The 25,926-nt window shown below is 66.1% G+C and carries 28 protein-coding genes and 1 tRNA gene; 13 read left to right on the plus strand and 16 right to left on the minus strand.

Translation table 11 applies throughout. From position 1 onward, the window contains the following. The first annotated feature begins 12 nt into the window (after positions 1-12). Positions 13-1,176: a Xaa-Pro peptidase family protein gene (locus ACAH01_RS05830; protein ID WP_170094971.1), complete on the plus strand. Its 1,164-nt coding sequence runs from the start codon at positions 13-15 to the stop codon at positions 1,174-1,176. 222 nt (positions 1,177-1,398) lie between these two features. Here the strand turns inward: ACAH01_RS05830 and ACAH01_RS05835 are convergent, their stop codons facing one another. After that, the gene (locus ACAH01_RS05835; protein WP_372480541.1) at positions 1,399-2,520 is read right to left on the minus strand and encodes a pyridoxal phosphate-dependent aminotransferase; all 1,122 of its coding nucleotides are present in this window, start codon (positions 2,518-2,520) and stop codon (positions 1,399-1,401) included. A gap of 53 nt (positions 2,521-2,573) precedes the next feature. Between ACAH01_RS05835 and ACAH01_RS05840 the strand changes: the two genes are divergently transcribed. The 3 genes from ACAH01_RS05840 (at position 2,574) to ACAH01_RS05850 (ending at position 4,007) form a co-directional block, all read left to right on the plus strand. Further along, entirely contained in the window at positions 2,574-2,789 is a 216-nt protein-coding gene (locus ACAH01_RS05840; RefSeq protein WP_372480542.1) for a hypothetical protein, read from the plus strand. 121 nt (positions 2,790-2,910) lie between these two features. Continuing rightward, on the plus strand, positions 2,911-3,426 hold the full coding sequence (locus ACAH01_RS05845; protein WP_170094969.1) for a CinA family protein: 516 nt from the start codon (positions 2,911-2,913) through the stop codon (positions 3,424-3,426). An 86-nt stretch (positions 3,427-3,512) separates the two neighbouring features. Further along, a complete protein-coding gene (locus ACAH01_RS05850; protein ID WP_372480543.1) occupies positions 3,513-4,007 on the plus strand; it encodes a metal-dependent hydrolase in 495 nt (164 codons plus the stop codon). On the opposite strand, the gene ACAH01_RS05855 is transcribed toward ACAH01_RS05850, so the two are convergent. Then, on the minus strand, positions 4,004-4,738 hold the full coding sequence (locus ACAH01_RS05855) for a PHP-associated domain-containing protein (RefSeq protein WP_372480544.1): 735 nt from the start codon (positions 4,736-4,738) through the stop codon (positions 4,004-4,006). The genes ACAH01_RS05850 and ACAH01_RS05855 overlap by 4 nt on opposite strands. 117 nt (positions 4,739-4,855) lie before the next feature. On the opposite strand from ACAH01_RS05855, the gene ACAH01_RS05860 reads away from it, so the two are divergent. The 4 genes from ACAH01_RS05860 (at position 4,856) to ACAH01_RS05875 (ending at position 7,450) form a co-directional block, all read left to right on the plus strand. Continuing rightward, positions 4,856-5,161: a hypothetical protein gene (locus ACAH01_RS05860; protein ID WP_018258068.1), complete on the plus strand. Its 306-nt coding sequence runs from the start codon at positions 4,856-4,858 to the stop codon at positions 5,159-5,161. 71 nt (positions 5,162-5,232) lie between these two features. Next, the gene (locus ACAH01_RS05865) at positions 5,233-6,135 is read left to right on the plus strand and encodes an ABC transporter permease subunit (protein ID WP_372480545.1); all 903 of its coding nucleotides are present in this window, start codon (positions 5,233-5,235) and stop codon (positions 6,133-6,135) included. After that, positions 6,132-6,881 (plus strand): ABC transporter ATP-binding protein, encoded by a 750-nt coding sequence (locus ACAH01_RS05870; protein ID WP_372480546.1) that lies wholly within the window; start codon positions 6,132-6,134, stop codon positions 6,879-6,881. The genes ACAH01_RS05865 and ACAH01_RS05870 overlap by 4 nt, the downstream gene beginning before the upstream one ends. Next, positions 6,878-7,450, plus strand: a complete 573-nt coding sequence (locus tag ACAH01_RS05875; protein WP_170094965.1) for a hypothetical protein — start codon at positions 6,878-6,880, stop codon at positions 7,448-7,450. The genes ACAH01_RS05870 and ACAH01_RS05875 overlap by 4 nt, the downstream gene beginning before the upstream one ends. 156 nt (positions 7,451-7,606) lie before the next feature. On the opposite strand, the gene ACAH01_RS05880 is transcribed toward ACAH01_RS05875, so the two are convergent. From ACAH01_RS05880 to ACAH01_RS05905, 6 genes are all read right to left on the minus strand, one after another. Further along, the gene (locus ACAH01_RS05880; RefSeq protein ID WP_153553970.1) at positions 7,607-8,044 is read right to left on the minus strand and encodes a transcription elongation factor Spt5; all 438 of its coding nucleotides are present in this window, start codon (positions 8,042-8,044) and stop codon (positions 7,607-7,609) included. Positions 8,045-8,048: 4 nt separating this feature from the next. Next, positions 8,049-8,228, minus strand: a complete 180-nt coding sequence (locus ACAH01_RS05885; RefSeq protein WP_015763884.1) for a protein translocase SEC61 complex subunit gamma — start codon at positions 8,226-8,228, stop codon at positions 8,049-8,051. 74 nt (positions 8,229-8,302) lie between these two features. Continuing rightward, complete coding sequence (locus ACAH01_RS05890; protein WP_208626545.1) at positions 8,303-8,521, minus strand: hypothetical protein; 219 nt, start codon at positions 8,519-8,521, stop codon at positions 8,303-8,305. Positions 8,522-8,609: 88 nt separating this feature from the next. Beyond that, positions 8,610-9,779, minus strand: coding sequence for a cell division protein FtsZ (gene ftsZ / locus ACAH01_RS05895; protein ID WP_153553968.1), 1,170 nt, complete (start codon positions 9,777-9,779; stop codon positions 8,610-8,612). A 102-nt stretch (positions 9,780-9,881) separates the two neighbouring features. Further along, on the minus strand, positions 9,882-11,243 hold the full coding sequence (locus ACAH01_RS05900; protein ID WP_372480547.1) for a D-aminoacyl-tRNA deacylase: 1,362 nt from the start codon (positions 11,241-11,243) through the stop codon (positions 9,882-9,884). Then, positions 11,243-12,601 (minus strand): sodium:calcium antiporter, encoded by a 1,359-nt coding sequence (locus ACAH01_RS05905; RefSeq protein ID WP_372480795.1) that lies wholly within the window; start codon positions 12,599-12,601, stop codon positions 11,243-11,245. Before ACAH01_RS05905 ends, ACAH01_RS05900 begins: the two co-directional genes overlap by 1 nt. A 171-nt stretch (positions 12,602-12,772) precedes the next feature. Here ACAH01_RS05905 and ACAH01_RS05910 point away from each other — a divergent pair, with 171 nt between their 5' ends. The 5 genes from ACAH01_RS05910 to ACAH01_RS05930 all read left to right on the plus strand — a co-directional run bounded on the left by ACAH01_RS05910 (position 12,773) and on the right by ACAH01_RS05930 (position 17,273). Continuing rightward, positions 12,773-13,570: a shikimate dehydrogenase gene (locus ACAH01_RS05910; RefSeq protein WP_372480548.1), complete on the plus strand. Its 798-nt coding sequence runs from the start codon at positions 12,773-12,775 to the stop codon at positions 13,568-13,570. Between the two features lie 55 nt (positions 13,571-13,625). Continuing rightward, a complete protein-coding gene (locus ACAH01_RS05915) occupies positions 13,626-14,093 on the plus strand; it encodes a DUF4332 domain-containing protein (protein WP_170094961.1) in 468 nt (155 codons plus the stop codon). Between the two features lie 200 nt (positions 14,094-14,293). Next, positions 14,294-15,769, plus strand: a complete 1,476-nt coding sequence (pabB, locus tag ACAH01_RS05920) for an aminodeoxychorismate synthase, component I (RefSeq protein ID WP_372480549.1) — start codon at positions 14,294-14,296, stop codon at positions 15,767-15,769. Continuing rightward, on the plus strand, positions 15,766-16,413 hold the full coding sequence (locus ACAH01_RS05925) for an aminodeoxychorismate/anthranilate synthase component II (protein ID WP_170094959.1): 648 nt from the start codon (positions 15,766-15,768) through the stop codon (positions 16,411-16,413). Before pabB ends, ACAH01_RS05925 begins: the two co-directional genes overlap by 4 nt. Beyond that, positions 16,398-17,273: an aminotransferase class IV gene (locus tag ACAH01_RS05930; RefSeq protein WP_372480550.1), complete on the plus strand. Its 876-nt coding sequence runs from the start codon at positions 16,398-16,400 to the stop codon at positions 17,271-17,273. Before ACAH01_RS05925 ends, ACAH01_RS05930 begins: the two co-directional genes overlap by 16 nt. Positions 17,274-17,278: 5 nt before the next feature. Here ACAH01_RS05930 and ACAH01_RS05935 read toward each other — a convergent pair whose 3' ends face one another. The 8 genes from ACAH01_RS05935 to ACAH01_RS05970 all read right to left on the minus strand — a co-directional run bounded on the left by ACAH01_RS05935 (position 17,279) and on the right by ACAH01_RS05970 (position 25,334). After that, positions 17,279-17,689 (minus strand): hypothetical protein, encoded by a 411-nt coding sequence (locus ACAH01_RS05935; protein WP_372480551.1) that lies wholly within the window; start codon positions 17,687-17,689, stop codon positions 17,279-17,281. Between the two features lie 36 nt (positions 17,690-17,725). Then, a complete protein-coding gene (locus tag ACAH01_RS05940) occupies positions 17,726-18,022 on the minus strand; it encodes a hypothetical protein (RefSeq protein ID WP_372480552.1) in 297 nt (98 codons plus the stop codon). 161 nt (positions 18,023-18,183) lie between these two features. Then, positions 18,184-18,256: transfer RNA gene (locus ACAH01_RS05945), tRNA-Gln, on the minus strand. A 116-nt stretch (positions 18,257-18,372) separates the two neighbouring features. Next, positions 18,373-18,804, minus strand: coding sequence for a metal-dependent transcriptional regulator (locus tag ACAH01_RS05950; RefSeq protein ID WP_015763873.1), 432 nt, complete (start codon positions 18,802-18,804; stop codon positions 18,373-18,375). A gap of 31 nt (positions 18,805-18,835) precedes the next feature. Continuing rightward, entirely contained in the window at positions 18,836-19,315 is a 480-nt protein-coding gene (locus ACAH01_RS05955; protein WP_170094955.1) for a ferritin-like domain-containing protein, read from the minus strand. A gap of 298 nt (positions 19,316-19,613) precedes the next feature. Next, positions 19,614-21,179: a PKD domain-containing protein gene (locus ACAH01_RS05960; RefSeq protein WP_372480553.1), complete on the minus strand. Its 1,566-nt coding sequence runs from the start codon at positions 21,177-21,179 to the stop codon at positions 19,614-19,616. A 68-nt stretch (positions 21,180-21,247) separates the two neighbouring features. Continuing rightward, positions 21,248-23,149, minus strand: a complete 1,902-nt coding sequence (locus tag ACAH01_RS05965; protein WP_372480554.1) for a glycosyl hydrolase family 18 protein — start codon at positions 23,147-23,149, stop codon at positions 21,248-21,250. Between the two features lie 202 nt (positions 23,150-23,351). Beyond that, a complete protein-coding gene (locus tag ACAH01_RS05970; protein WP_372480555.1) occupies positions 23,352-25,334 on the minus strand; it encodes a glycosyl hydrolase family 18 protein in 1,983 nt (660 codons plus the stop codon). Positions 25,335-25,926: the final 592 nt, after the last annotated feature.

Below are 25,926 nucleotides of genomic sequence, written 5' to 3' on the forward strand. Positions count from 1 at the left end.
CTTGGAGCGAGTATGCCGACAACACTTCCGGCGAGCGAGTTCCGCGATCGCCTCGCGAACGTCCGCGACCGGCTGGCGGCAGCCGACGCCGACGGTGCCGTCTGGTTCGACGCGACGAGCATCGAGTATCTGACCGGCTTTCACCACATCCAGACCGAGCGCCCGGTCGCGCTGGTCGTCACCGACGGGCGCGTCGAGATCACCGTGCCCCGGCTCGAAGTCGAGCGCGTCGAGCCAAACCCACGGATCGACGCCGTCCACAGCTACTTCGACTACCCCGGCGGCGAGCCGATCGCGACGGTCGCCGAGACGATCGCCGAACTCGGCGTCGAGGCGGTCCTCGCAGACAGCGACGGCGCGCCCGGCGTGATGGGCTACGAGGGGCCAGCGCTGAGCGAGTTCCTCGACGTGACCGAACACGACGGCTGGGTGGCCGGAATGCGCGAGGCAAAGAGCGACGCCGAAGTCGACCTGATCGAGGAGTCCGCGCGGTGGGCGAATCTCGGGCACCGCCACCTCGCAGACCTCACCGAGCCGGGGGCTCACCCGGCGACGGTCAGCCAGCGGGCGTCGCTGGAGGCGTCACGGGCCATGCTGGACACGCTCGGATCCGAGTACGCCGTCCGGACCAGAGCCGACGGCCCGGTCCACGCCGGCTACATCAGCGGCTCGGAGACGGCACTCCCGCACGGCCACACGCCCAACGAGCGACTCACGACCGGGGACGTGCTCGTCACGGGCGCGACCGCCAACGTCGACGGCTACTACGCCGAACTCGAACGGACGATGTTCGTCGGCGAGGTCAGCGACGAGCAGGCCCACTACTTCGAACTGATGGTCGAAGCACAGGACGTGGCCTTCGAGGCGATGGGTCCCGGCGTCCCGGTCAGCCACGTCGACCAGGCAGTGTGGGACTACTTCGAGGAGCAGGGCGTCGCCGACCTCGCGCGCCACCACGTGGGTCACAACATCGGGATGGACGGCCACGAACCGCCCTACATCGACCGGGGCAACGACGCCGAGATGCGACCGGGCCACGTCTACACGATCGAGCCCGGCCTCTACACCGACGAGGCCGGCTACCGCCACTCGGACACGATCGCGATCACGGCAGACGGGATCGAGCGACTCACTTACTACCCGCGGGACCTCGAATCGAACGTCGTCAGGGAGTGATACGGATTATTGTCGCCGTCTGCCCGGTCGACCGCACACTGTCGTGCGCTCGATCCGGGAAAGATCTACAATAATCCGTCTGAGACGGGAGGACGGTGCGCACCGGGACGCGACGACAACGTTCCATCTCAGACGAGGCGGGCGACGACGCCGCCATCCGGAGCGGGTGCCGTCGCTACTCGACGCTCACGGTCCGTGTGTCAGACGCTGACTGCGGGTCAGCTATCGGGAGAAAAACGTCGCGAGCCGGTCGGCTGCCTCGTCGACGCGCGGTGTCATCAGCGCGAAGCGGAACCACTCGCTGCGCGAGTCGCCGAAGGCCTGGCCGGGCATCCCCGCGACGCCGGCCTCGTCGATCAGTTCGTAGGCGTGATCGAAGTTTCCGTCGTAGCCATCGAAGCGGGCCATCACGTAGAATCCACCCTCGGGGCGGTCGTACTCCGCTCCGGCAGCTTCCAGTGTCTCACAGAACGTGTCGATCCGCTCGCGGAGTCGGTCTCGGATGTCGGCGTAGTACTCGGGACCCGTCGTCTTGAGCGCCCGCAGGACGGCGTACTGTGCCGGGCGCGAGCCGGTGACGTTCGTGAGCATGTGTCGCGTTCGCGCTCGTTCGAGCAGGTCGCCGGTCGGCCCGTCTTCTGGCGGGAAGATGGCGTACCCGACGCGCAGGCCCGTGATCGCCATCGCCTTCGAGAAGGAGTTGGTGGCGACGACGTTGGGTGAGTCGATCTCGACGGCCGAACTGAACCGGCCGGTGTAGTCGAAGTGGTCGTACACCTCGTCCGAGACCAGCAGGGCGTCGTTCACTTCGGCGATCTCGACGAGCCGTTCCATCACGTCGGCGTCGTACACCGCACCCGTCGGGTTGTTGGGCGTGTTGACGACGATCACCGCCGTCTCCTCGCTGGCCCGTTCCCGGACGCGTTCGGGATCGAGGTGGCCTTGCTCCTCGACCGGGACGAACCCGACGTCGGCGTCGAGGAAGTGAGCTCGCCCGGCGTAGTAGGGGAAGACCGGATCGGTAAGCAGGATCTCGTTGCCACTGAACCGTTCGAGACCGCCGAACACCGCGAGGTGGTTGGCTTCGCCGGCTCCGTTGGTGACGATGACGCGGTCGCGGTCGACACCGCGCCGGGCGGCGATGTGATCGCGTAGTTCCGGGAGTCCGTCGCTGGGCAGGTACTGGAAGTCGTCGGCCGGGAAGTCGGCGTACTCCCGCAGGCCGTCGCGAATGCCTGCGGGCGGGTCCCAGTCCGGGCTTCCGGACACCATGTCGATCACGTCTCGATCGGCGCGTCGCGCGTACTGGACCACCCGGAAGAACCGGGGCGTTTGATAGTCCATGATCGACAGTGTACGTCGACTCCCCTTTCTCTTTCTGTCTGCGGTCGTCACCCTTGCCGAACGAGGAGGACGACGACGCCGACCACGAGCAGGGCGATCCCCAAGAAGAGGTCGCTACCGGGGAGGAAGCCGAGGACGAGTGTGACGAGTCCGGAAGTGATACTACCGGCTGTAAATCTGTGAGCGATTTCGCCACCCGGGGTGGCGAAGATCCTCACGAAGTTACAGCCGGCAGTATGAGGAGCGACCAGCCGAGCGTCGTTCTGTAGGCCATGTGGACAGTACGCCTCGACGACAGATAAGGCGTCGGTCCGACCGTCGGTTCTGACCGAGCGGTCAAGCCGACGCCGGGGTGGAACCATTATCCGACAGTCCGGCCAACGTGTGCGTATGCCAGACGACACTGACGGCGGCATCGAGGCCCGCGTCGGCGAGACACTGCGCGAGACCGATGCGACCGTCGCCGTCGCTGAGTCCTGTACCGGCGGCCTGATCGGCTCGCTGCTGACCGACGTGCCGGGGTCGAGTGACTACTTCGACCGGTCGGTCGTCACCTACTCCTACGACGCCAAGCGGGACCTGCTGGCGGTCGACCGCGAGACGCTCGACGAGGCCGGCGCGGTCAGCGAGCCGGTCGCCCGCCAGATGGCTCGCGGCGTCAGAGACACCGCCGACACGACGTGGGGCGTCGCGACCACCGGCGTCGCCGGCCCCTCGGGCGGGACCGCGGAGACGCCGGTCGGCACCGCCTACGTCGGCGTCGCCTACGCCGCGCCCTGGGGGACCGGCGACTCGTCGACGTGGGTCGAGCGCTACGAGTTCGACGGCGATCGAACGACGGTCAAACGCGAAATCGCCAGACAGGCCCTCTCGGACCTCCGGGACGCGGTCCAGCGACGAGCCTGACGGTTGCGCCCACGCCGGTCGGCACCGACAGGGCGGCCGGTGGAAATCGCCGACCATTATACCGGTCGCCAGCTAGCCACCACTGCATGAACAAACGTGGGCACGTGTTGAACGCGGCCCTGTTGAGTATCGGACTGGGGTACGTCCTCGAACCCTCCGGTGACGTGGTGACGTTCGTCACGATCGCCGAGGTGTCCGCGCCGGTCGTCCTCGGCGCGCTCTTTCCCGACGTGGACACGGCCTTCGGCCGCCACCGCAAGACGCTGCACAACCTCCCGGTGCTCGCGATCTTCCTCGCGTATCCGATCTACTTCTCGAACCTCCAGTGGGTCTGGCTCGGCGTTTTGACCCACTACGCGCTGGACTACTTCGGCTCTCGGCGGGGGATCGCGCTGTTCTATCCGCTGTCGGACCAGGAGTACGGATCGCCCACCGGCGTCACAACCTCCAGCGACCGCGCCGAGATCGTCACCGTCGTGGTGACCGCCTTCGAGGTCGTCGTCGCGATCGTCCTCGTCCACGTCCTCCCGCAGTACGTGCCGGCCGAGGCGATGCAGATCGTCGGCCTGGCGGCCCCCTAGTACACCTTCACGTCGTCGAACCGACCGCCGTAGGCGACGTGGTTCGGGTGGGTCGGCTCCGTTCCCTGCAACAGGAGGCGATCGACTTTCGACCAGCTGTTCTCGTAGCTGAGGTGGCAAAACTCCACGCCACAGCGGAGTTGATGTGCGAGCCCGTCTCGATGGAACACCCGTCTGGGAGCCTCCTCGCGGAGCGCCCCGACGAGATCGTCGGCGTCGTCGATCTCGCGGTCGAAGGTGACCCAGGCCTCGCCGACGGTGCCCCTGACGTGGGCGTACGACGAGGTGAACGGCTCGATACCGAAGTCACTCGCCAGCGCCTCCGCCCGGCGGTTGTGGTGGGGCCAGTGCTTCGGGTTGTACACCTCGACGGCGTCGATCCGGTCGCGGTGTGCTCTGATCTCCTCACGCGTGAGACTGACGTTGAGAAAGCCGGGATGTGGAACGAGCGCGGCGGCGTTCTGGCGCTTCAGTTCCTCCATCGTCCCCTCCAGGGTGAGAAAGTCGGGCACCGGATCGGAGAGCCCGACGGCGAGGACGTGGCGGCGCTGTTGCCAGTTGCCGGTGAACAGCTCTCTGGCCGGGACGACGGTCAGCTCGTCGTCGGAGAACTGCGCCGCTCGGGATTCGATCTCTGGGAGCCGTGTGAAGTGCGGTGCGTAGACGAGTGCGTCCAGCCCGCGCGCTTTCGCCCGCTCGACGACGCGTTCGTCGAGCACTTTTACGTGCATGTCCACCCGACAAGCGCTCTCCGTCACACCACAACGTACCGTGGTCCCGTAATTAGTGATTGCGCTCTCGGTCGTCGGGGAGAACGCTTTTGACTCCGGCTCGCATCTCCTCGGACAATGCCACGCTGGGAGTGTGCGATCGACGCCGACGGCGAAGTCTTCGAACGCGTGGAGGACCTCATCGTCCACCAGTCTATCGAACACGAGCGGATCGCGTGCAAGGTCTGTGGAGCGGTGCTTCCCGACGGCTACTTCGCGATCCGCCACGCCTTCGACGAACACAGCCGCGCCGAGTACGTCCGGGCCTACGACGCCGACGCCTCCGAGGTCCGCCGCCGTGAGAACGTCAAGGAGAGCATCGAGGAGACCGCCGACATCAGAGAAGTCATCGACCGCCTCGAAGGCGACGAGAGTGCGCCGTAGCTGTGTGTCGTCGTTCGCGCAGTTCGTGACTGATAGGTAGTATTATCAGATGGCGAGACAGACCCCATCGTATGGCCCTCCCACGATGGTTCCCGATCGCTCGCAACGAGGCGTACGCGCTTCTCACTGCCAAAGGTCCCTGGTTACTGGCCCTCCTCCTCGTCGGCTGGGCGTACCGCCCGGAGTATCTCGCCTGGGACGAACTCGGCCAGAACATGACGGTCGCCTTCGTCCAGTCGGCTGGGAGCGTGCTCCTCCCACTCGGCGTGTTGCTGCTGAGCTACCGCTCGATCGTCGAGGAACGAGACTCGGGCAGCCTGAAGTTCCTGCTGGGGCTGCCGGTGACTCGCACCGACATCCTCGTCGGGAAGGTCCTCGGGCGGAGTGCCGGCCTCGCGGTCCCGTTCATCGTGGCCGCGGTCGTCCTGGGGCTGCTCGGAGTCGTTCGCTTCGGCCTCTTCTCGCCGCTGCTCTTTCTCGGAGTCACGCTCGTCACGCTGCTGTACGTCCTCACGCTCGTCTCGGTCGCCACGGCGGTGTCGGCGGTGACGACCAGCACGGTCCGCGCGACAGCGCTGGTCTTTGGCGGTTTCTATCTCTTGCTCACAGTGTTCTGGAAGACGATCGCGAGCGGTCCCGTCTACGGCGCGCTCACCGGCAGCGCCGCCGATCCCTACGCCGCGCCGGCCGACGGGCTCCTGTTCGTCTTGCTCCGTCTCACTCCGGAACGCGCCTACGGCGTCGTGACGAACTGGCTCCTCGGCGTCGGCAACTCCGGCGCGGGCTACAGTGCGGTCCTGACCAAGCTCCAGCCCGAATCGAACGTCAACGCGTTCGTCGTCGACGCGGCGTTCGGACAGACCACGGCACCGGTCTACCTCCACGAAGCGCTCGGGCTCGTCGTGCTTGTGGCCTGGTGTGTCGTCCCGTTGGCACTGGCTCGCTATCGCTTCGAACGGGGTGATCTCGCGTGACGCCGCCCGCCATCGAAACGGACGGCCTCACGAAGCAGTACGGCGACTCGACGGCGCTCTCAGAGCTGGACCTGACCGTCGAGCGAGGCGAGGTGTACGGCTTTCTGGGACCCAACGGTGCCGGCAAGTCGACGACGATCAACCTCCTGTTGAACTACATCAAGCCCACCGCCGGCACGGCGCGGGTCCTCGGCCACGATCCGTGGAACGACGTCGTCGCCTGCCACCAGCGGGTCGGCATCTGCCCGGACCGGTTCGACACCTACGACGATCTCTCGGCGCGACGCCACCTCGAACTCGTCATCGACACGAAGCGCGCCGACGACACGCCGCGATCGCTGCTCGAACGCGTCGGGCTGGTCGACGCGATCGACAAGCCCGCCGGTGAGTTCTCCCAGGGGATGGAACAGCGGCTGGCTCTCGCGATGAGTCTCGTCGGCGACCCCGACCTCCTCGTGCTCGACGAACCCTTCACCGGGCTCGATCCCCACGGCGCGTCCCTCGTTCGAACGGTCGTCGACGCCGAATCCGAACGCGGGGCGACGGTGTTTTTTTCCAGTCACGTGCTCGGACAGGTCGAACTGGTCTGTGATCGTGTCGGCATCCTCCACCGGGGCCGCCTCGTCGCGGAGGGGTCGCTGGCCGAACTCCGAGACCGATGTGGTCTGTCGGCCGACGCGACCATCGAAGCGGTGTTTATGGAACTCACCGGCGACTCCGTTCGCACGGGGGAGGTGAGCGAATGAACCGACGCCGCTACCTCGGCCTCGCCACTGCGGCCATGAGCGGCCTCGCGGGCTGTCTGGCCGACACGGAGTACACCGTGAGCGCCGTCGCCGTCGACGATATCGCTGCCCCACTCGCACTCGACGTGACGCCGGTCGACCGGAGCGTGACGGTCGACAGCCCCGGCACGCTCGCGCTCACGCTCCGGAACACCAGCGAGAAGCCAATCGAGATCCGAACGACGGGCGTCTGGCCGTTCGGCATGCTCGGCCTCGCCCCACCCGGCGAACACGGACCCGACGCGATCCTCCTGCTGTCGGACCAGTACGAGGAGACGGACCGGGTCGAGGCGACGGCCAGCAGCGCCCACCTCGACAACACCCCGATCACGGACACACTGGACGGCGGCGAGTCGGTCAGCGCGCAGTACGAGATCCACGGCGAGCGAGTCGTCGACACCGGAACCCACACGCTCCGTGGCTTCTTCGACGCCGTGCCCCTCTCCTATCGCGACCCCGACGCCGACGGATGGACCCAGTACCATCCCGACGTGACCGTCGACCTCTCGAAGCAGTCGCTGCTATCGTAGCGGTTCCGGCCGTCTGCTCCGAATCACCGGGGCTCGACCTTTTTCAGCGTCGGGGTCGCGTGGCGACCCACTCCTTGTAAAACTTCGTAGCAAACGATCCGCGACCTCACTTCGCTCGGTCGCGGCGAATCGGCGACTTCGTCGCCGAACACTCGCTTACCGCTCTTCGGAGTCGAGCACGCGAATTTGGTCCCCTCGGACCGTCACGGGAATCGGGACCGTCGCCTCGTACAGCTCGACGGTGACCTGGTCTTTGCCCTCGTCGATGCGCTGGACTTGGGCCTTCTCGCCTTTGAACGGGCCGGCGATGAGTTCGACGATGTCGCCCTCAGCGATCCCCTCCACGTCGGGTTTCGGCGAGAGGAAGTGCTCGACCTCCGATAGCGAGGACTCGCCGGGGACGACGCCGTTGGCGTGGGGGATCTCGTCCAAGATCCGCTCGAAGACGCTGGCGTCGTCGGCCTCGACCATGACGTAGCTGGTCAGCGAGTCCGGCGCGAGGGCGGCGTGGATCGACTCCTCCTCGCGGCTGATGATCATGTCTGCGACGGTGCGCTCCTGACTGGCCGTGGTTTTGACTGCGTAGATTCCCATAGTATCACGCTGGCGTAGAGCCGGGGACGACCGACATCAACACGAAGATGACGAATCCGATGAGTCCGACGAGTACGATGCCAGCCCCCGCGATGAGGGCGACCCTGGAGAACTCCTCCCAGGAGGGCGTGCTGGCGAGCTTGAGCACCCGCACGTACGAGGTGAGATCGTAGGGTACGTCCATGCCGACCGGTAGCCACCGGGGGCTTTTCTATATTGTGGTCGGCATTTCGCCTCGGCCGCCGTCGTTCCCGTTGGCTACTCGACGCGCTGGCGATAGAGCAGCTCCGGGAGCCCACGCCACAGGACGACCAGCAGCGCGACGATCACGGCCATAGATAGCCCGTAGAACGCACCCAGAACGACGCCGTCGACCAGCTCTATCGCCGAACTCGACAGGAGTATCGCCGCGTACAGCACCATCATCGAACCGACGAAGGTCGCCCAGCCGCTCCGCGTCGTCGGTGCAGACACCATACTGTCGTCTTCACGAGCGGTCGAAATAGTACTTTTCGTCGCGCTGGCAGCGAAAGAACCGTCTCGCGGGCGAGTCGCTCGTCGGGGACTACTCGACGTAGTCGATGTCTTCGCCGAGTTGCTGGGCGGCCTTCTCGCGTTCGGCCTCGCTCTGGCCGTAGATCTGCGGGCTCTCGACGCCGGTGACGACGATCATGGTCTCCATCTTCCCCTCGAACTCCTGGTTGACGCTCGCGCCCCAGATGATGCGAGCGTCGGGGTCGATCCGGTCGTAGATCTCCTCGACGACGCCCTCGGCTTCTTCGATGGACATGTCGGGGCCACCGACGACGTTGACCAGCGCGGAGTTGGCACCGTCGAACTCCACGTCCAGCAGCGGCGAGCGAAGCGCCGAGCGGATCGAGTCCTGGGCCTTGTTCTCGCTGTCGGACTCCCCGAGGCCGATCATCGCGACGCCGCCGTTCTCCATGATGGTGCGAACGTCGGCGAAGTCGACGTTGACGAGGCCGGGCTTGGTGATCAGTTCGGTCATCCCCTTGACCGAGCGCATCAGCACGCGGTCACAGATCTTGAACGCGTCCTGCAGCGGCATGGAGGGCGCGTAGTCGAGCAGGCGGTCGTTGGGGACGACGATGACGGTGTCGGAGACGGCACGGAGGCGTTCGAGGCCGGCGTCGGCGTTGGCGCGGCGTCGCTCGCCCTCTGCAGTGAACGGGATGGTGACGATCGAGATCGTCAGCGCGTCGGACTCCTGTGCGGCCTGTGCGACGACGGGGGCGGCACCGGTCCCGGTCCCGCCGCCCAGTCCAGCGGTGACGAACACCATGTCGGAGCCGTCGATGGACTGCTGGATGTCTTCGATGTTCTCCTGGGCGGCCTCCTCGCCGATCTTCGGGACCGAGCCGGCACCGCGGCCGCCGGTGCGCTTCTTGCCGATGAGGATCTTCGTGTCGGCCTTGACCTCGTCGGCGAGGTGCTGGGCGTCCGTGTTGGCGGCCACGAGCTTCGCGCCGTGGATTCCCTCTTCCATCATTCGGGTGACCGTGTTGCCGCCCGCGCCCCCACAGCCGACGACGGTGATCTTGGTTTCGAGGTCCTTGACCACGTCGGCCAGCTCTTCGTCGGTCATCGTCCCAGACGTGTTCGTGGCGTCTGGCGTGGTCGAACTCTGGTCCTGGTCGGGCCCCTCAGAAGCGGGATCGCCTCCGTCCCGCTCCTCTTCGGCCTCGTCGATTGCGTCGTCGATTATGGAGTCCATAATTTGAACGCCGATAACAAACGAGCGCTTATTAGTGTTCCCCTGCTGTCTGACGACTGGCTGACGTATTTCGACGGTGGCGGCCGATTCCGGGCCGAACAGTTACGCAGACCGTACTTCTGGGAGTTCGAACTCGTCGACGCGCTCTCGGACCACGTCCGCGGGGTCGACGGTCTCGCCGTCGACCTCGACCGAGTGGCCGGCCGAAAGCTGGCCGAACTTCGGGCCTTCGGGCACGCCGCACTCGCGGGCCAGCGACGGGTCGAAGGCCGTTTCGCGCGCCCGGAGGCAGTCGCCGTCCCGAACGACCTCGTCGTACGACTGTGCCAGGACCGCGGTGAGCCCCTCGACGATTGGCTCGCGGTCGTCGGGCGCTGGCAGCGCCACGGGGCCGACGACTTCGGTCCCGTTCTGTTCGGTGTCGAACGCCAGCGCCGTCTCGGCGACGACCGCTCGGGTCCGTTCCCGGTCGATTCCGCTCGCTCTGGCCAGCAACTCCCCAGACAGGTTCCAGACGACGAAGTCAGCGTCGTGGGTTCTCGCGGGCTCGCCACACCGGAGGCCGTCGTCGATGGGTCCGATGGCGGCTTCCAGTCGGTCGACCAGTCCCAGCGAGACGCCGCTGGTCTCGCGGACCCACGTCTCGTCGACGACCCGATAGCCGAGGTCTTCGATCGTCTCGCGCAGTGCCGGCCGCTCGGCCTCCAGCAGTGCGTAGTCGGCACGGCTCTCCTCGAAGGCTCGCTCGATCACGGCCCGGTTGTCCCGTGGATCGCCCATCGCGTCCAGCGCCCAGTCGGCACCGACGTGGCCGATCGCCCAGTCGGTCTCGCGCAGGACGCGCTCGAACCTGGGGGCGTAGTGGCCCCCGCCAAAGCCCACGAGGTGGCGACGCGTCCCGTTCTCTCGTGGTGTGTCGGGCTCGGTGTCTTCCAGCGCGAGGATCGCCCGCGCGACTGCCCGCGCGGCGTCGGCGTCGTCCCACTGGGGCTCGTCGCTCCCGACTTCGACGAACATCGAGGGAGCGCCGACGACGCTGGGGCCGTGGTGGGTCGCCTCCATCCCTACCTCGTAGCCCTCGGGCGCGAACGATTCGAGCGCCTCGACGACCCTGCGGTGTGCGTTCGGACAGGCACGGGCGAGGACGCCGTCCGCGCCGCCGAACTCTGCCGGCCCGAAGTTGCCCGTGTGGTGTGCGGTCAGCAGCGGCCCCGTCTCACCGGCGTGGCGCGACGCGAAGACGAGCAGGTCGGAGTCGTCGAAGGCCGTCGCGACCGATTCGAGGTCGAGGTGGATCGCGTCGAACGTTCGGAGTTCGACCCCGTCCCGACGGTAGACGGTGCCGCCACCGTCGCCGTCTGGCCGCTCCTCGTCGACCGTCTCCGTCCACTCGACCAGATCGAGCAGCTGTTCGCCCACGTGTTCGGAGGCCGAGTCCGATCGCGAGACGACGACGGCGAGCATCAGTCCGCGAACTCCTCGTGGACGGTCTCACGATCTGTCGCGTCACGGACCGCGTCGGCGGTCAACCCGAACAGCAACTGCACCGACTTGCGACGCTTGATCAGCAGCGCGGTCCCGGCGACCATGTAGACCGCAGTGTAGACCAACAGGAGTTCGTAGCTGTCGACGGGCAGGGCCAGCCACTCGCGGATCAGGACGAACTCGAGGAGTACCTGTGAGATGAACAGGCCAAAGAGGACCAGCGCCTCGCGGATGCTGATCTCGAAGTTACTGAGGATCGCCAGCGCGAAGTACGACTGGGCGGCGGTGATCCAGATCTCGGCTGCCTGCTTCGCGTCGAACGGCAGGACGCCGTAGGCCCCGTACGAGATCGAGAACACGACCGAGAGGGTCCCGATCAGCAGCGTCCACTGGTTGAGCTTCGAGGAGATCAGGGCGTTGAACCCGGCCGTCGAGCGGGCCTTGTTGACCAGCACCGCGACGACGATCAGCTCCGGCGACTCGCTGGCCAGCGGGGCGACCCACTGGATCATGAAGAACTGCGGGATCCCGTTGTCGATCCCGATCTGTTCGAGCCCGTGAGCGAACGGTTCGACGGCCGTGAAGATCACGACGCCGGAGTAGACGAACAGCACGATCACGGACAGAGGTCGCCACGGCAGCGGCCACTGCTGGAGGTACCTGGGGACGCCGACGTGCTCCTCGCCCTGTTCGATGTCGGACTTGAGGATCAACGCGATGTATGCGACGTAGAGCCCCACGAGGACGACCGTATCGAGGATGTCGATGCCGCCGCCCAGTGGCACCAGGAAGGCCCAGACCGTCGCGGCAAAGAGGAACGTGATCTCGGTCGCGATGTCGGTGTCGAGCTGGACCGAGTCGCCGAGCCATCCCTCGCGGTCCTGGACGGCAGGGTCTTTCGTCTCGAAGGCCCGCCAGACCGTGAACACGGCGATCCCGGCCCAGCCGATCCCGATGAGGATGCGGTTCGCGCCGGTCATGTTGGCCACGGCGAGGTTGGCGTCGTGGCAGGCCCCGGCAAGGGCCGTCTCGCCGGCCTCGATAGCGGCCGGTGAGAGCGCGTTACAGGCTTCGGTCGTCGCGCCACCGGCACCGGCGTTCCAGGCGTACAGCGCGTCGACGGCGTACTCCGGTGCGACGGCCAGCACCGCGAGGACGGCGATCGCGAAGGCACGCGGCACGTCTTTCTCCGCCGTCTCGGCTCCCCACGCCAGCAGGAAGGACGCACCGAGGACGGCGATCCCCGTCAGAGCGACCTCCGAGAGGGTGCCGAGGTGGACGACGCTACCGGCAAGCAGACCGACGCCGACCAGCGTGTTGTAGACGAACAGCACCATCCAGGGGGCTGTCAGCCCGGCTGCGACTCCGATCTGGACCAGTGGATGACGAAGGCGGCTCACTACCACACCCCTGGATAGGTCCGTCCGAAAAGCTTGCGAAACGGCCGGCGAGTGGTCGTCGGTCGTCGCGACCGTGTCTTTGATATCCACCGCGCGTGCCCAGGCGGTATGGACGTGTTCGGTCTGATCGGGAACCCGGTGGGTCACTCGCTGTCGCCGCCGATGCACGAAGCGGCCTACGAACAGCTCGACATGGACGCTCGCTACGTCACCTTCGAGCCGGACGAAGACGCGGCCGCCGCCGCCATCCAGAGCGCCCGGACGCTGGGAGTCACGGGGCTGAACGTCACGATCCCATTCAAGCAAGCCGTCTTCGAGGCCGTCGACCCGGATCCGCTGGCCCAGCGGATCGGCGCGGTCAACACGGTCGATCTGACCGGCGACGAGCCACGCGGCTACAACACGGACGCCGTCGGTGCCGTGCGCGCGCTCCGCCGCCACGACGTGGCCCTCGACGGCACCGCAGTCGTGATCGGCGCGGGCGGTGCCGGTCGGGCGGTCGCGTTCGGGCTGGCCGACGAGGGGATGGCCGTCCGGATCGCCAACCGGACCGTCGAGCGCGCTCACGACCTCGCCGCGGACGTGCCGGGGGCGACCGGCCACGGACTCGACGAACTACACGACACCGTCGCCGACGCGGACGTGCTGGTCAACTGTACCAGCGTCGGGATGGACGAGGACGCGACCCCGGTGCCGGCCGACGCCCTCCACGGCGATCTGTCCGTCCTCGACGCCGTCTACTCGCCGGTCGAGACGCGACTGCTCCGGGCGGCCGACGCCGCCGGTGCGACGACCGTCGACGGCGCGTGGATGCTCCTGTTCCAGGGCGTCGAAGCGTTCGAGCGCTGGACCGGTGTGTCCGCACCGGTCGCGGCGATGAACGACGCACTCCGGGATCGCCTGTGAGAACGTTGCCACTAACCCGGAAGGTGTTAAGTGTCGGCGACCAGTAGCCCCCCACATGGGTCTGTTGCAGAAACTGAAATCGGCACTCGGGCTCGACGCTTCGGGGTCGCCGTCCGCCGGGGCCAACGCTCCCCAGGACGTCGACGTGACCGTCGAGCGCGAGCCGTCGACGGAGTCGGAGGACGCCGTCAAGGGGACCGACACTGACACCGCAGAGGCAACGCACGACGCGGACGACGAGACTGAATCAGAGACCGTCGGCGAGCAGGCCGACGCGGACGACGAAGCCGAGACGACTGCGACGCCCTCCACGGAGCAGTCCGACGACGAGCCGTCGGTCGAGAACGACGCCCCAGTCACCGAGATCAAAGGTGTCGGGCCGGCCTACGCTGAGCGACTGGAGAACGCCGGCATCTCGACCGTCTCGGAGCTCGCGGCGGCCGACGCCGACGAACTGGGCGAGGCGACCGATCTCTCACCCAACAGAGTCTCCGGGTGGATCGAACAGGCGAACTCCTTTTGACACTGCCGCCAGTCGCCGCTTCTATAGTAGCCATTGCAAGTCAATGCACACCCGATCGCACGACAGCAGTGCGATCGGTGTGTCAATCGTTTCAATTGTTACGATAGCCGTCGCCGGAGCCGTGACGCTCGCGGATCGACGGCCGACGGCGTGACCGTCGACCGCAAGGGAATTATCTGCTGGACACGTCCTGTTCGGTAATGCCCACTGTCGTCACCGACAGGGACGCGTTCGGCTCGGTCGCCGCCGACGCCAGTCCCGCGGCCCGCGTTCCCGTCGAGGTGCGCGTCACCGTCTCGGATCCGTTCGCCGCCTATCGGCGCGCACGCGACGGCGACGCGGCCGGCGGCGTCTACCTCGGGACGACCGGCGGCCAGTCCGGCTGGGGTTATTTCGCGACGATGCCAGCCGATTTCCACGAGGTCGGCCCCGGCGAGGCCGACTCGCTGGCCGTCCTGGCCGACGCCGTCGACGCCGACGACCTCGCGCGTGGCGATTGCGACGTTCCGTATCCGTGTGGGGGGATCGGGTGGCTCTCCTACGACGTGGCCCGCGAACTGGAGACACTGCCCGACGACGCGCTCCGTGATCGTGCGCTCCCGCGCCTCCAGCTCGCGACCTACGACCGGATCGCCGCCTGGGAGGAACCCCGCGGCGACGAGGTCACACTCCGCGTGACCGCCTGTCCGCGCCTCGACGAGTTCGAACGGCCGGCGCTGGCCTACGAGTTCGGCCGCCAGCACGCGCTGGAGTTGGCCAAGGCGGCCGTCGACGGCGATCCGTCGGTCGGTGATCCGCCCTCGGCGGCCGACGACGCGCGGTTCGAGAGCGACTGCACGCCCGAGGAGTACGCCGACCGCGTGCGGGCCGTTCAGGACGCTGTCCGTGACGGCGACACCTTCCAGGCGAACGTCTCACAGCGCCTCGTCGCCCCGGCGGCCGTCCACCCCGTCGCGGCCTTCGACGCCCTCCGGACGGTCAATCCGGCCCCCTACTCGGCGCTGGTGGAGTTCCCCGGCGTGGACCTCGTGAGCGCCAGCCCCGAGTTGCTGCTCCACCGCGACGGCGCGGTGGTCGAGACGGAGCCGATCGCCGGCACGCGCCCGCGAGGTGACACGCCAGAAGACGACGCTGACCTCGAAACGGAGCTACTCGACGACGAGAAAGAGCGGGCCGAACACGCGATGTTGGTCGATCTCGAACGCAACGACCTCGGCAAGGTCAGCCAGTTCGGCAGCGTCGAGGTGACCGACTACCGGCGGGTCGACCGCTACTCCGAAGTGATGCACCTCGTCTCGAAGGTCGAGGGCCGTCTACGCGACGGGATGGACCTCGCCGACGCCGTCGCCGCCGTCTTCCCCGGCGGGACGATCACTGGTGCCCCCAAGCCCCGGACGATGGAGATCATCGACGAACTGGAAGCGACCCGACGCGGCCCCTACACCGGTTCGGTCGGGATCTTCGGATTCGACGACCGGGCGACGCTGAACATCCTCATCCGGACGCTGGTGCGCTACGAGTCCCGGTACTACCTCCGGGTGGGCGCGGGAATCGTCCACGACTCCGTCCCCCGCAAGGAGTACGACGAGACCCTCGCGAAAGGGCGGGCACTGATCAACGCCGTCGACGAGGCACTCGACGCCGACGCCGAGATGACCGTGGAGGCCGAGCGATGAGCGTCGCGCCGACGATCCTGGTGATCGACAACTACGACTCCTTCGCCTACAACCTCGTCCAGTACGTCGGCGCGGTCGTCGAACGCCTCGGCGGCGGTCCCGACGACGTGCTCGTCCGGCGCAACGACGCGGTCTCGATCGCGGAGATCGAACGCCTCGACCCAGACGGGATCGTGGTCTCGCCCGGCCCCGGAACCCCCGAGGCGGCCGGCGTCTCGATGCCGATCTTCTCGCGGCTCCAGTACCCGACGCTCGGGGTCTGCCTGGGCCACCAGGCGCTGTGTAGCGCCAACGGTGCCGAGGTGGGTCACGCGGAGTCGGTCGTCCACGGCAAATCCTCGACGGTCACCCACGACGGGACGGGCGTGTTCGCGGACCTGCCCGATCCCTTCGAGGTCGGTCGCTACCACTCTCTGGCCGTCGAGCGAACCGCACTGCCCGACGTGCTCGAAGAGACCGCGGCCACGGTTTCTGCGACCGACGGGGACGCCGGAGACGACGCCGAGGGCGACCGCCGCATCGTCATGGGCGTGCGCCACCGCGAGCGGCCCCACGTCGGCGTCCAGTTCCACCCCGAGAGCATCCTCACCGACGGTGGCAAGACGATGATCGAGAACTTCTGTCTCCAATGCAATACCACGTAAACGGCGATCTCGTTCCGGCGAGCGAAGCGAGCGTCTCCGTCAGAGACCGCGGCTTCCAGTACGGTGACGCGGCCTTCGAGACGATCAGAGCCTACGGCGGCGTTCCCTTCGAGTGGACGGCCCACCGCGAGCGCCTCCAGCGGACCGCCGAGACGCTCGGCTTCGGCGACGCAGTGCCCGACGACCTCCGGGACCGCGTCGAGGAGACGCTCGCCGCCAACGACCTCGACGACGCCTACGTCAAGCTCTCTGTCACCCGCGGCGTCCAGCCCGGGAAGCTGACGCCCGACGAGACGGTCGATCCGTCGATCGTCGTCGTCGTCCGCGAGCTTCCACGCGGCGGGACCGAGGGCGAGTCAGTCTGGGACGATCCGGCGGACGTACAGACCGTCAAGACCCGACGGGTGCCCGACGCGGCGCTTCCGGCCGACGCCAAGACCCACAACTACCTCAACGGAATCCTCGCTCGGCTGGAACTGCGCCGCGCCGCGACCGACCGGTTCCAGGCCGACGAGGCGCTGTTGCGCGACACCGACGGCAACGTCGTCGAGGGTGCCACCAGCAACCTCTTTTTCGTCACCGAGGCCGGCCTGCGAACGCCCGCCAGCGAACTGGACCTGCTGCCCGGCGTCACTCGCTCGGTCGTGATGGAACTGGCCGACGCCGAGGACTTCCCCGTCGAGACGGGGACGTACACCGTCGACGACGTTCGCGAGGCAGACGAGGCGTTCCTGACGAACTCGACGTGGGAGATCCGGCCCGTCGCCACCGTCGACGGCATCGACGTGGGCACCGGACCGATGACGAAGCTCCTCCAGCGGCTCTACGACGAACGCGTCGAGAGCGAGTGCTACGAGTAGCCCAGTTATCGCTCTCGTCGGACCCACCCGTCGACCGAGCGGGCGCTGGCGAGGTGGACGAATACGAACACACTCACGCCCGCCATGGCACCGGCAACACCACTCGTGGCGATCGGCTCCGGAATCTCCAACAAGAGTATCAGCCCCCACAGGACGCCAGCGAGGAGCACGACGATCGCGAGTTTACGAACGCCGCTTGCATCGTCACCGTGTTCGTCGATCCGGCGGCCCAAGCTGGTGTGTTTGAACGGACCGAGCGTGAGGAGGGTAACGGCAGTGCCGGCGAGGAACCACGGCCACGCAACGACCCGTGTCTGCACGTACGAGGACAGCCAGAGCGTGAAGACGCCCATCAGGATGTCCAGCCACGTCGGCGGGTAGTCGGGCAGAAACTGCGGGTGACGTTCGAATCCCATCGATACAGTCCGTGTCTCACTCCTGGTGGATGACACTTACGCAGGCCGGATGTCGACGGCCTCGTAGACGCCCGCCACGTCGGTCTCCCGGACCGTCGCCGTCACTTCCACGCCCTCTTCGACGGCGTCGTCGGCGACGATGGTCACCGGTTCGATCGGGTCGCGCCTGAGAAACGACCAGAGCCGTTCGAGCCAGCCCGGCTTGCCGCCCTCGCGACAGACGAGGACGTACCGCGACTCCGCCAGCGCCGCCAGCTCCGCGACCAGTTCGGCCTCGTCGAGTTCCGCCGGGCCGACGACGTGAATCACCTCGCCCGTGATCGTCTCGGTCATACTCTCACTCACCAGGCGGCGGGAATCTACCTTGCGGTCCGGGATGCAACTCTCGAACGTAGCCTCGGACGGATTCGAACTGCGAAGGCTCGAATTCGCTCGTCCTCTGAGTTCGAACCGCCGAGGATATTTGCGCCTCACGGGTTTGTTCGGCGCAAAAGTAGTCCCGGGCGGATTCGAACCGCCGTCATGGGCTCCAAAGGCCCATATGATTGGCCACTACACCACGGGACTTCACCTGGGTATTGCTCGGCGGTGTTTAATAGAATTGTCTTTGCGGTCGCCGTCTGCCACAGGACTGGCCACTGGGTAGCCGGGTCGGGGCACGTCTTCGGTCCAGATCGGCGGCGCTAGTCTGACGCCTCGGCTTCCAGTTCGATCAGTCCGCACACGTCGTCTTCGGCGTCGAAACAGTCCGGGCACTGCGGTTCCCGGTCGATGATCGTGTCCAGTCGCTCGGCGACGGTCTCGTCGATGACCCCCTCCAGTTGCTTTGCCTCGCCGCGGAACTCCTCGACTTCGAGCACTTCGAGGAGAAACCGCTCGATGATGCAGTAGTTCTGGAGCGCCTCGCGAGCGCGGTGGATCCCCTCGTCCGTGAGGTCGACGCCCTTGTACTTCTCGTGTTCGAGGAGGCCCTGGTCTTCGAGTTTGCCGATCATCTCGTTGGCACTGGCCGGGCTGACTTCGAGCATGTCGGCCACGTCACCGGTCGATGCTGGGCCGTCCTCCTGTTCCTGGACGAGGTAGATGGCTTTCAGATACTGGTTAGCGGTGTTCACGTGGATCCCTCCGTTGGTGTCGCGGCGGCACTCATTCGCGTTCCTCCATGAGTTCGGTCACTTCTTCGACGCCGTCTGCTTCCTCGTCGCGGATGCGTTCGAGCGTCGAGAGGAGTCGATCTCGGTCGATGCTGAACTCGGTCTCGGAGGTCTCGATCGCTCCGATCAGGTCGTCGTAGAACTTGTACGCCGTCTCCTCGTTGCACAGTTGATCGTAGAGGACGCCGTCGAACTCGTCGTCGCTCTCGTACTGGGCCTCGACGAGCGTCTGGATCTCGTCGAACGGCACCGTCTCGGCGTCCAGTTCGGCGATCAACTCTTCGAGGGCGCGTCGATGCTGTTCGGACTCTTCGGCGGCGTGGTCCAGCAGTCGATCGACCGCGGGATCGAGATCCGCCGAGACGCTGGCGTGCTTGTCGGCGCGCGCCTCGACGACCTCTTCGAGGACGACGCCGATCTGGAGCAGCCGCGCGAGCTGGTGGTCGGAGCCGACTGGCCGCTGGAGGCTCACGGTACCTGCCCCCGTCGGTCACGCGTCTGTACAGTCATAGTCGTTGCTCGGGGAGGCGGCGACTTAAGCGGTTCCCTCGCAGTTCCGTCCGTCCGGTCGTTCGAGCGCCAGAACGGGGTCCCGAAGGATCGAACGTGTCACTGACGGGTCTGTGTTACGGGCGGGTGACCGCCACCCGGGGGTGGGAACTCGCTCGCGGCGGTGACGCCTCGTGACCTCATACCGCCGGCTGTCCGTCTGTAAAGAATGTTGCGACCCCGTGGTCGCACATATCTTGCAACAGTGCCAGCCGGCCGTATCAGTCCTCGTCGGACTCGAACGTCGCGAAGATCTCCGCCTGCTCGGCAGCACTGGACTTGTACAGCGCCCAGAAGCTCAGGAGTCCGAGATCCTCGTTTTCGGCCCAGTCGACGATGGCGCTGGCGTCGTCGGTCGTGAAGTTGTCCTCGCCGACGTTCGGCGTCACACCCAGCATCTCCCAGCGTTCCTGCTCGGATTTGTCCGGGTAGACGTTGGCCAGCCAGTCGACGGTCCCCTGTCCGGCCGAGGGGATGATCGAGGTGTAGTCGCCCGAGAAGCCCATGGTCATGATGTTGACGTAGGACAGGTCGATTCCCTTCTCGACGGCGTCGCTGACCATGTCCTTGGCGGGCGAGTAGTTGCGGTTCTCGATGCCGCCCTGTCCGGCCGGGACGGTGTAGGAGATCTTCACTTCGGGGCGCTCGTCTTGCAACATCGCGAGCGCCTCGTTGCGGATCTCGTAGACGCTGCCGTCACGGCCTGCCTCGTTGGCGTTCTCGTCGTCGATGTCGAGGTGAGTGACCCCGAGCGTGTCGAGGATGTCTGCGTAGACGTTCTTCAGTTCCGTCGCGTCGGTCGCGTCCCGTGCGACGGTCCGGCCGTCCCAGCCACCGATGGCGACCCAGACCTCGATACCGTTGTCCTGGAGCGTCTGGATCTCGTCGGTGTAGTCGGTGAGCGGACGCTGGCCGTCCGAGGTGAGCCAACCGGGGTTGACCTCGCCGTCGTCGGTCGCGTCGCCGACGAACGAAACGACGACACGATCCGTGTCGACGTTCAGTGTCCCGTCGACGAGACTTCCCCACGTGCCCTGGTAGGGCGCGAACACGTCGTCTTCTTTCTCGGAGCCGCCACCGCTGTCGCCGACCGCGACGCTCACGGAGTCGCTGGCGGTCGCGCCAGCGTCGTCGGTCACCGTCAGCGTCGCCGTGTACTCGCCTTTCGCGTCGTAGCTTCTGGTGACGGTCTCGCCCGTCTCGGTGGTGCCGTCGTCGAAGCTCCACTCGTAGCTCGTGATCGAGCCGTCCTGATCGGCAGAGCCGGAGCCGTCGAAGGTGACCGTCTCGCCGACCTCCGGCGAGGAGGGCGAGGCCGAGGCGACCGCACTGGGTGCGAAGTTCCCACACGTGCCCACCAGCGTCCAGACGTTCTGGCTCTCGGCGGGTTCGGTGCCGCTGGTCCACCACTCGGCTTCCCAGAGCCGACCGTCGTAGATCACTCTGTCGCCGCCGGTGTAGGTCGCCCCCGAATCGTACTGGGGGAAGTCGTCGCAGTTCGCGCTGTCACTGTCGTCGCCGTCGTCGCCGTCGTCTCCCCCGTTCCCGCCGCAAGCGCCCTCGCGCGTCCAGACGTTGGCGCTCTCGGACGGTTCGTCCTGGGTCCACCACTCGGCGGTCCAGAGTGCACCGTCGTAGGTGACCTGGTCGCCACCGGTGTAGGTGGTGTCGGCGTCCCACTCCGGGACGCTACTACAGTCTGCGCCAGCCGCGATGCCGCTGGCTCCGATACCAAGTGCTGTCAGTGCCGATGCCTTACGTAGAATGTTCCGTCGTGTCTGTTTCATTGGTGTGATAGTGTGACTCGTTCGTCAGCGATCGATTCGACGCGCCGAAAAAAGCGATGTGACCGGCGTTATGCGGTCCGGTTGATCGTGTCGAGCAGCGTCTCGTTCCAGTCCTGGGAGAGCTCCCAGAACATGACGCCCTGCATGCCACGCTCTTTGGCGAACTTGACCTTCTCTTCGATGGCCTGTTCGTCGTCGTAGCTGATGATCGTCTCTTCGTCTTCGTTGACGATGTAGGGGACCGCACCGGGGTCGTGGCGCTTCTTCGTCCAGCCGTCCGCGCCCTCGATGTTCTCTTCGAGGTCACCGAAGTCGAACGCGCCGGTCGGGTCAGCGCCGTCTTCGAGCTGGTCGTGCCACGTGCCCTTCGGGAGACCGCTGTAGCTGCCGTACATCTCGGTGCCGTTGAAGCCTCGGCCGTAGAACGGCAGCCCGAGGACCAGTTCGTCGTACTCGGCGGGCTCGGCCGGCGGGTACTCCCACTGACCAGGCCAGTAGCCCGTCTCGCCGTGGTCGCCAGCGTAGAGCTTGTCGACCGAGTACTCGACGAAGTACTGGGCGGTGTAGGTCTCGCCGTACTGGCTGTTCTCCGTGGGGTGGGAGTCGCCGTACAGCGGCGCGTTCTGCCCCACGACGTCCATCCACGAGCCCGTGAAGTCGTAGGCCATGATGGAGGCGAAGTCACAGATCTCGCCGATGTCGCCGTGGCGGAGGCCACCGGCGTTCCAGTCCGAGCCACCGTTGGCGATGGATAGCTCGTAGTACTTGCCGTCTTCCTGGGCGGCTGCATCGAGCGTGTCGCGCAGCGCCTGCAGGAGGTCGACGTGGGTCTCGTAGTCCTTGTTGCTCCCACACTGGCACTTGCCCTGGGAGCTACCGGGGTGTTCCCAGTCGATGTCGATGCCGTCGAGGTTGTACTCCCGGAGGATCTCGACACACCGGTCGGCGAAGGACTGCCGGTTGCTCTCGGTCGCGGCGATCTCGGAGAAGCCGGTCGAGTCTGCCCAGCCACCGATCGAGAGCGTAATCTTGGTGTCCGAGGCCGCTCCGTCCTTGAGCTCCTTGAACCGCTCGAGGTTCTTGCGGTCCTGGTCGCTCATGATCGTCGGCACTGCCTTCTCTGCGTCGACGCCGAGGAACGCGTACTGGACGTGCGTGACCTTGTCGAAGGGAATGTCCTCGGGGTAGTAGTCGTACTCCGGCGTGGCCTTCCAGCCGGGGTAGTAACCGATGACCTTGAACTCGTCGTCGGGGCCGTCCGGTGCCGGCATGACCGAGAGCGTCTCGGTGACGGAACTGGACGCGCCCTCGGCGTCCGTGACCGTCAGCGTGACCTCGTAGTCTCCGGCCTCGTCGAAGGTCAGCGAGTTCTCCGCACCTTCGACGGTGCCGACGTTCTCGATCTCCCACTCGTAGCTCAGGGAGTCGCCGTCGGGATCGGAGGAGCCGCTGGCGTCGAGGGTCACTTCCTCACCCGGCTCGGGCGAGGACGGCGAGACGGTGAAGGAGGCCTCGGGCGACTGATTCTCGTCGCCGCCACCGCCACCACCGCCGCTGTCGCCACAGGAGCCTTCCAGCGTCCAGACGTTCTCGCTCTCGGCTGGTTCGGTGCCCTTGGTCCACCACTCGGCGGTCCAGAGCTTGCTGTCGTAGGTGACCTGATCGCCGCCCGAATAGGCCATGCTCGAATCCCACGCCGATACTTCGCTGCAATTAGTGGTGTCGCCGCCGTCGCCCGGTGGCGTGGAGCCACAGGCACCTTCCTTGGTCCAGACGTTGGCGTCCTCCGCCGGCTGGGTGCCACTGGTCCACCACTCGGCGGTCCAGAGCGCACCGTCGTAGGTGACCTGGTCGCCGCCGGTGTAGGTGGCCCCCGAGTCCCACTCGGAGACGCCACTGCAGTCTGCTGCTGTTGCTGTCGCACTGGCACCGACAGCCAGTGCCGACAGAGCCGTTGCCTTCTGTAGCATATCGCGTCGTGTTTCTCTCATGTATGGTGTCGTTCGGTGTCGTCGTGTCGTTTCGGTCGATGCTGACGTGACGGCGGCAGGGCTATCGGGTCGCGCTGTCGCCCCCTTCGCTGTCACTTCGCGAGCAGCCCGTGGGTGACGCGTCAGTTACCCCCGTAATTGCACGTCACCGCACAGGCCGGGAAACGCCGTGGAACCGCGACTACTCGTTGAGCGTGTTCCAGAGCGTGCTGATCAGCTCGCCGTCCTTCGTGTCGCCGCCGATGGCCCACAGCATCGTCCCGCCGTACGGCGAGTCGCGGAGCCACTGGGCTTTCATCTCCATGGTCTCGACGGTGTCGTGGGAGATCATCTCTCCACTGGCCTTGTTGTAGCCACCGCCCTTGTCGGGGTTGTAGCTGTAGGCCGTCATCGCGTCTTCGTCGATGTAGGTCTCGTAGTCGTCGCCGTCGATGATACTGGAGCCGCCACGGGCGCCACCGGCGAGGTCGTAGTACTCGTAGATACCACCGATGGTACCGAAGGTACCTTCGCCGCTGGCGTTGCCGTCTTCCCCGTCGAACTTCTGGAAGAGGCCGTCGTCTTCGCCGTTGCCCTCGCCGTCCGGGTCGTTGACGTTGCTCCAGCTACGCCCGTAGAACGGAACGGCCATGTTGAGCTGGTCCGGGGACCAGCCCTGCTGTTCGAACCAGCTGAGGGCGTAGGAAGCGTTCCAGCTGTCGGACTTCTCGAACGGGTTGTCCGGGTTCTCCTTGAGCGGTGCGTGATGGCGGGTGTACTCGCTCCAGATACCCGCGTAGTCGAAGGTCATCACGAGGATGAAATCGAGGATGTCCGAGAGCGCGTCGTGCTCGTAGTCGGCCATCGCTTCGGGGTCGGCGTTGACTGCGGCAGTGACCTCGTACGGCTCCTCGCGGCCCTCCTCTGCCGCCTTCTCGTCGAGACGGTCGCGGACCGCCTGACACAGCTTCGTGAAGTTCGGAATGTCGATTTCGGGGCGCTCGACGTTCTCCTTGTTACACGCCTCGCCGCCGTCGCCCTGACAGCCCCCGCCGTGGGGGAACTCCCAGTCGATGTCGATGCCGTCGAGGTTGCCTCGGTCGACCCACTCGGCACACTGGTCGGCGAAGCGCTGACGGTTCTCCTCGGTTTCTGCGGCGTACGAGAAGTACTCGGAGTCGCCCCAGCCACCGATCGAGAGCGTGAACTTGGTGTCCTCGTTCTCCTCGGCGAGTTCGGCGATGCTCTTTCCACCGGGTGCGTCACGCCAGTCGGTGTTCTGGTCCCAGAACGCCTGCTGGCCGTGACTGTCGCCGACGAGGTTGACGGAACCGTCCTTCTCCGGGCGCGCGAACGCGTACTGGACGTGCGTGATCTTGTCCAGCGGCATGTCGGACGGGGTGTACTCGCGGTCGTACTGTGCCCACTGTCGGTAGTAAGCGACGACTCGCTTGTCGCCGGGCTGCGTACCGCCCGCGGTGCCGACGAACACGGATCGAGTCGCGGTCGCCTCGTTACCGTCTGCGTCGGTGACGGTCAGCGTGACCTCGTAGGTGCCTTCCTCGTCGAGCGTGACCGTGTTCTCGACGCCGGAAATCGGACCCTGATCGCCGACCATCCACTCGTAGGACTCGATGTCGCCCTCGGAGCCGCTGGCGTCCAGCGTAACGTCCTCGCCGACATCTACGCGCGTTGCGCTGGCGTCGATGACGGCGTTCAGGTCGGAGGACCCACCGTCGTCGCCGCCGTTGTCGCCGCCGTTGTCGCCGTCCTCGACGGCACGGACCTTCGTCCAGACGTTCGCGCTCTCGGAGGGTTCGGTGCCCTTGGTCCACCACTCGGCCTCCCAGACGAATCCGTCGTAGGTGACCTGGTCGCCGCCGGTGTAGGTGGCGCTCGAATCGTAGGCAGGAATGTCGCTGCTGCCGCCGTCGGAGCCGCCGTCGTCGCCGCCGTCCCCGTCAGCAGGTCCGACCTTCTCCCAGACGGCCTCGTCTGCGCTCGGTGCCGTTCCTTTGGTCCACCACTGTGCTTCCCAGATGTATCCCTCGTAGACGACTCGGTCGCCACCGTTGTAGGTGGCGCTCGAATCGTACGCCGGATACTCTTCCTGTGCTGTTACCGCTGAGACGCCGGCCAGACCGGCCAGCGCCGAAAGCGATTGTAGATAGTTGCGACGTTGCATGGTTATTGTCGCGGCGGTGTCGACCGTTGGCGTGCCACCGTTGGATCTGGCCGCCCCACTACCGGGACGGCGTTCTAGTCCCCAATCCGCACCCAACGTTCTCTCACCCAGCCGCTGTAGGTACCACACACCTGCATACACTAAAAAATTCCGAAAATTAATATTTCCATACATGGAACGTCTCCCTACAATCATCTGAATAGCTGCGCCATTTTATAATGATAAATGATCTCTTCTCGCACTAACACGAGGTATGTGACACTTTCACTCACTACTGGCGTTGTCAACACCCTTGTCGTTGCGTTCGTCGGTCTATCAGAGGTCCGAGCATCCAATCTGCTCTCCAGGCCGATGGCGAGTCGTTGCCGCAGTCCTACACGATTGTTCACCCAAGAAAAACGCGCTGGTGATGCTGATTGTGTGTCCTTTTGTACCATGGTCTGGGGAACACTCTTTCGAACCCTCTAACGCCATTTGAGGGCTGTTTCGTAGGGTGGATCGACCGGTTTCGTCGCTCGCGACGGCCCGGTCGCACTACTGCCGTCTCGACCGAACCGATTCACAGTCGATCTCACCGCTGTCACGCGGTCGG

The organism is Halomicrobium sp. HM KBTZ05, assembly GCF_041530035.1.
Classification (GTDB): Archaea; Halobacteriota; Halobacteria; order Halobacteriales; family Haloarculaceae; genus Halomicrobium.

Bases quoted from the DNA above. Each gene is read 5' to 3' on its own strand.
- ACAH01_RS05900 (WP_372480547.1), bottom strand. From the start codon at position 11,243: ATGCTCGCCGTCGTCGTCTCGCGATCGGACTCGGCCTCCGAACACGTG.
- ACAH01_RS05890 (WP_208626545.1), bottom strand. From the start codon at position 8,521: ATGGTGTCTGCACCGACGACGCGGAGCGGCTGGGCGACCTTCGTCGGT.
- ACAH01_RS05880 (WP_153553970.1), bottom strand. From the start codon at position 8,044: ATGGGAATCTACGCAGTCAAAACCACGGCCAGTCAGGAGCGCACCGTC.
- ACAH01_RS05940 (WP_372480552.1), bottom strand. From the start codon at position 18,022: ATGACCGAGACGATCACGGGCGAGGTGATTCACGTCGTCGGCCCGGCG.
- ftsZ (WP_153553968.1), bottom strand. From the start codon at position 9,779: ATGGACTCCATAATCGACGACGCAATCGACGAGGCCGAAGAGGAGCGG.
- ACAH01_RS05845 (WP_170094969.1), top strand. From the start codon at position 2,911: ATGCCAGACGACACTGACGGCGGCATCGAGGCCCGCGTCGGCGAGACA.
- ACAH01_RS05875 (WP_170094965.1), top strand. From the start codon at position 6,878: ATGAACCGACGCCGCTACCTCGGCCTCGCCACTGCGGCCATGAGCGGC.
- ACAH01_RS05905 (WP_372480795.1), bottom strand. From the start codon at position 12,601: ATGGTGCTGTTCGTCTACAACACGCTGGTCGGCGTCGGTCTGCTTGCC.
- ACAH01_RS05860 (WP_018258068.1), top strand. From the start codon at position 4,856: ATGCCACGCTGGGAGTGTGCGATCGACGCCGACGGCGAAGTCTTCGAA.
- pabB (WP_372480549.1), top strand. From the start codon at position 14,294: ATGCCCACTGTCGTCACCGACAGGGACGCGTTCGGCTCGGTCGCCGCC.
- ACAH01_RS05915 (WP_170094961.1), top strand. From the start codon at position 13,626: ATGGGTCTGTTGCAGAAACTGAAATCGGCACTCGGGCTCGACGCTTCG.
- ACAH01_RS05855 (WP_372480544.1), bottom strand. From the start codon at position 4,738: ATGCACGTAAAAGTGCTCGACGAACGCGTCGTCGAGCGGGCGAAAGCG.
- ACAH01_RS05835 (WP_372480541.1), bottom strand. From the start codon at position 2,520: ATGGACTATCAAACGCCCCGGTTCTTCCGGGTGGTCCAGTACGCGCGA.
- ACAH01_RS05930 (WP_372480550.1), top strand. From the start codon at position 16,398: ATGCAATACCACGTAAACGGCGATCTCGTTCCGGCGAGCGAAGCGAGC.
- ACAH01_RS05910 (WP_372480548.1), top strand. From the start codon at position 12,773: ATGGACGTGTTCGGTCTGATCGGGAACCCGGTGGGTCACTCGCTGTCG.
- ACAH01_RS05965 (WP_372480554.1), bottom strand. From the start codon at position 23,149: ATGCTACAGAAGGCAACGGCTCTGTCGGCACTGGCTGTCGGTGCCAGT.
- ACAH01_RS05960 (WP_372480553.1), bottom strand. From the start codon at position 21,179: ATGAAACAGACACGACGGAACATTCTACGTAAGGCATCGGCACTGACA.
- ACAH01_RS05925 (WP_170094959.1), top strand. From the start codon at position 15,766: ATGAGCGTCGCGCCGACGATCCTGGTGATCGACAACTACGACTCCTTC.
- ACAH01_RS05935 (WP_372480551.1), bottom strand. From the start codon at position 17,689: ATGGGATTCGAACGTCACCCGCAGTTTCTGCCCGACTACCCGCCGACG.
- ACAH01_RS05970 (WP_372480555.1), bottom strand. From the start codon at position 25,334: ATGCAACGTCGCAACTATCTACAATCGCTTTCGGCGCTGGCCGGTCTG.
- ACAH01_RS05830 (WP_170094971.1), top strand. From the start codon at position 13: ATGCCGACAACACTTCCGGCGAGCGAGTTCCGCGATCGCCTCGCGAAC.
- ACAH01_RS05885 (WP_015763884.1), bottom strand. From the start codon at position 8,228: ATGGACGTACCCTACGATCTCACCTCGTACGTGCGGGTGCTCAAGCTC.
- ACAH01_RS05865 (WP_372480545.1), top strand. From the start codon at position 5,233: ATGGCCCTCCCACGATGGTTCCCGATCGCTCGCAACGAGGCGTACGCG.
- ACAH01_RS05850 (WP_372480543.1), top strand. From the start codon at position 3,513: ATGAACAAACGTGGGCACGTGTTGAACGCGGCCCTGTTGAGTATCGGA.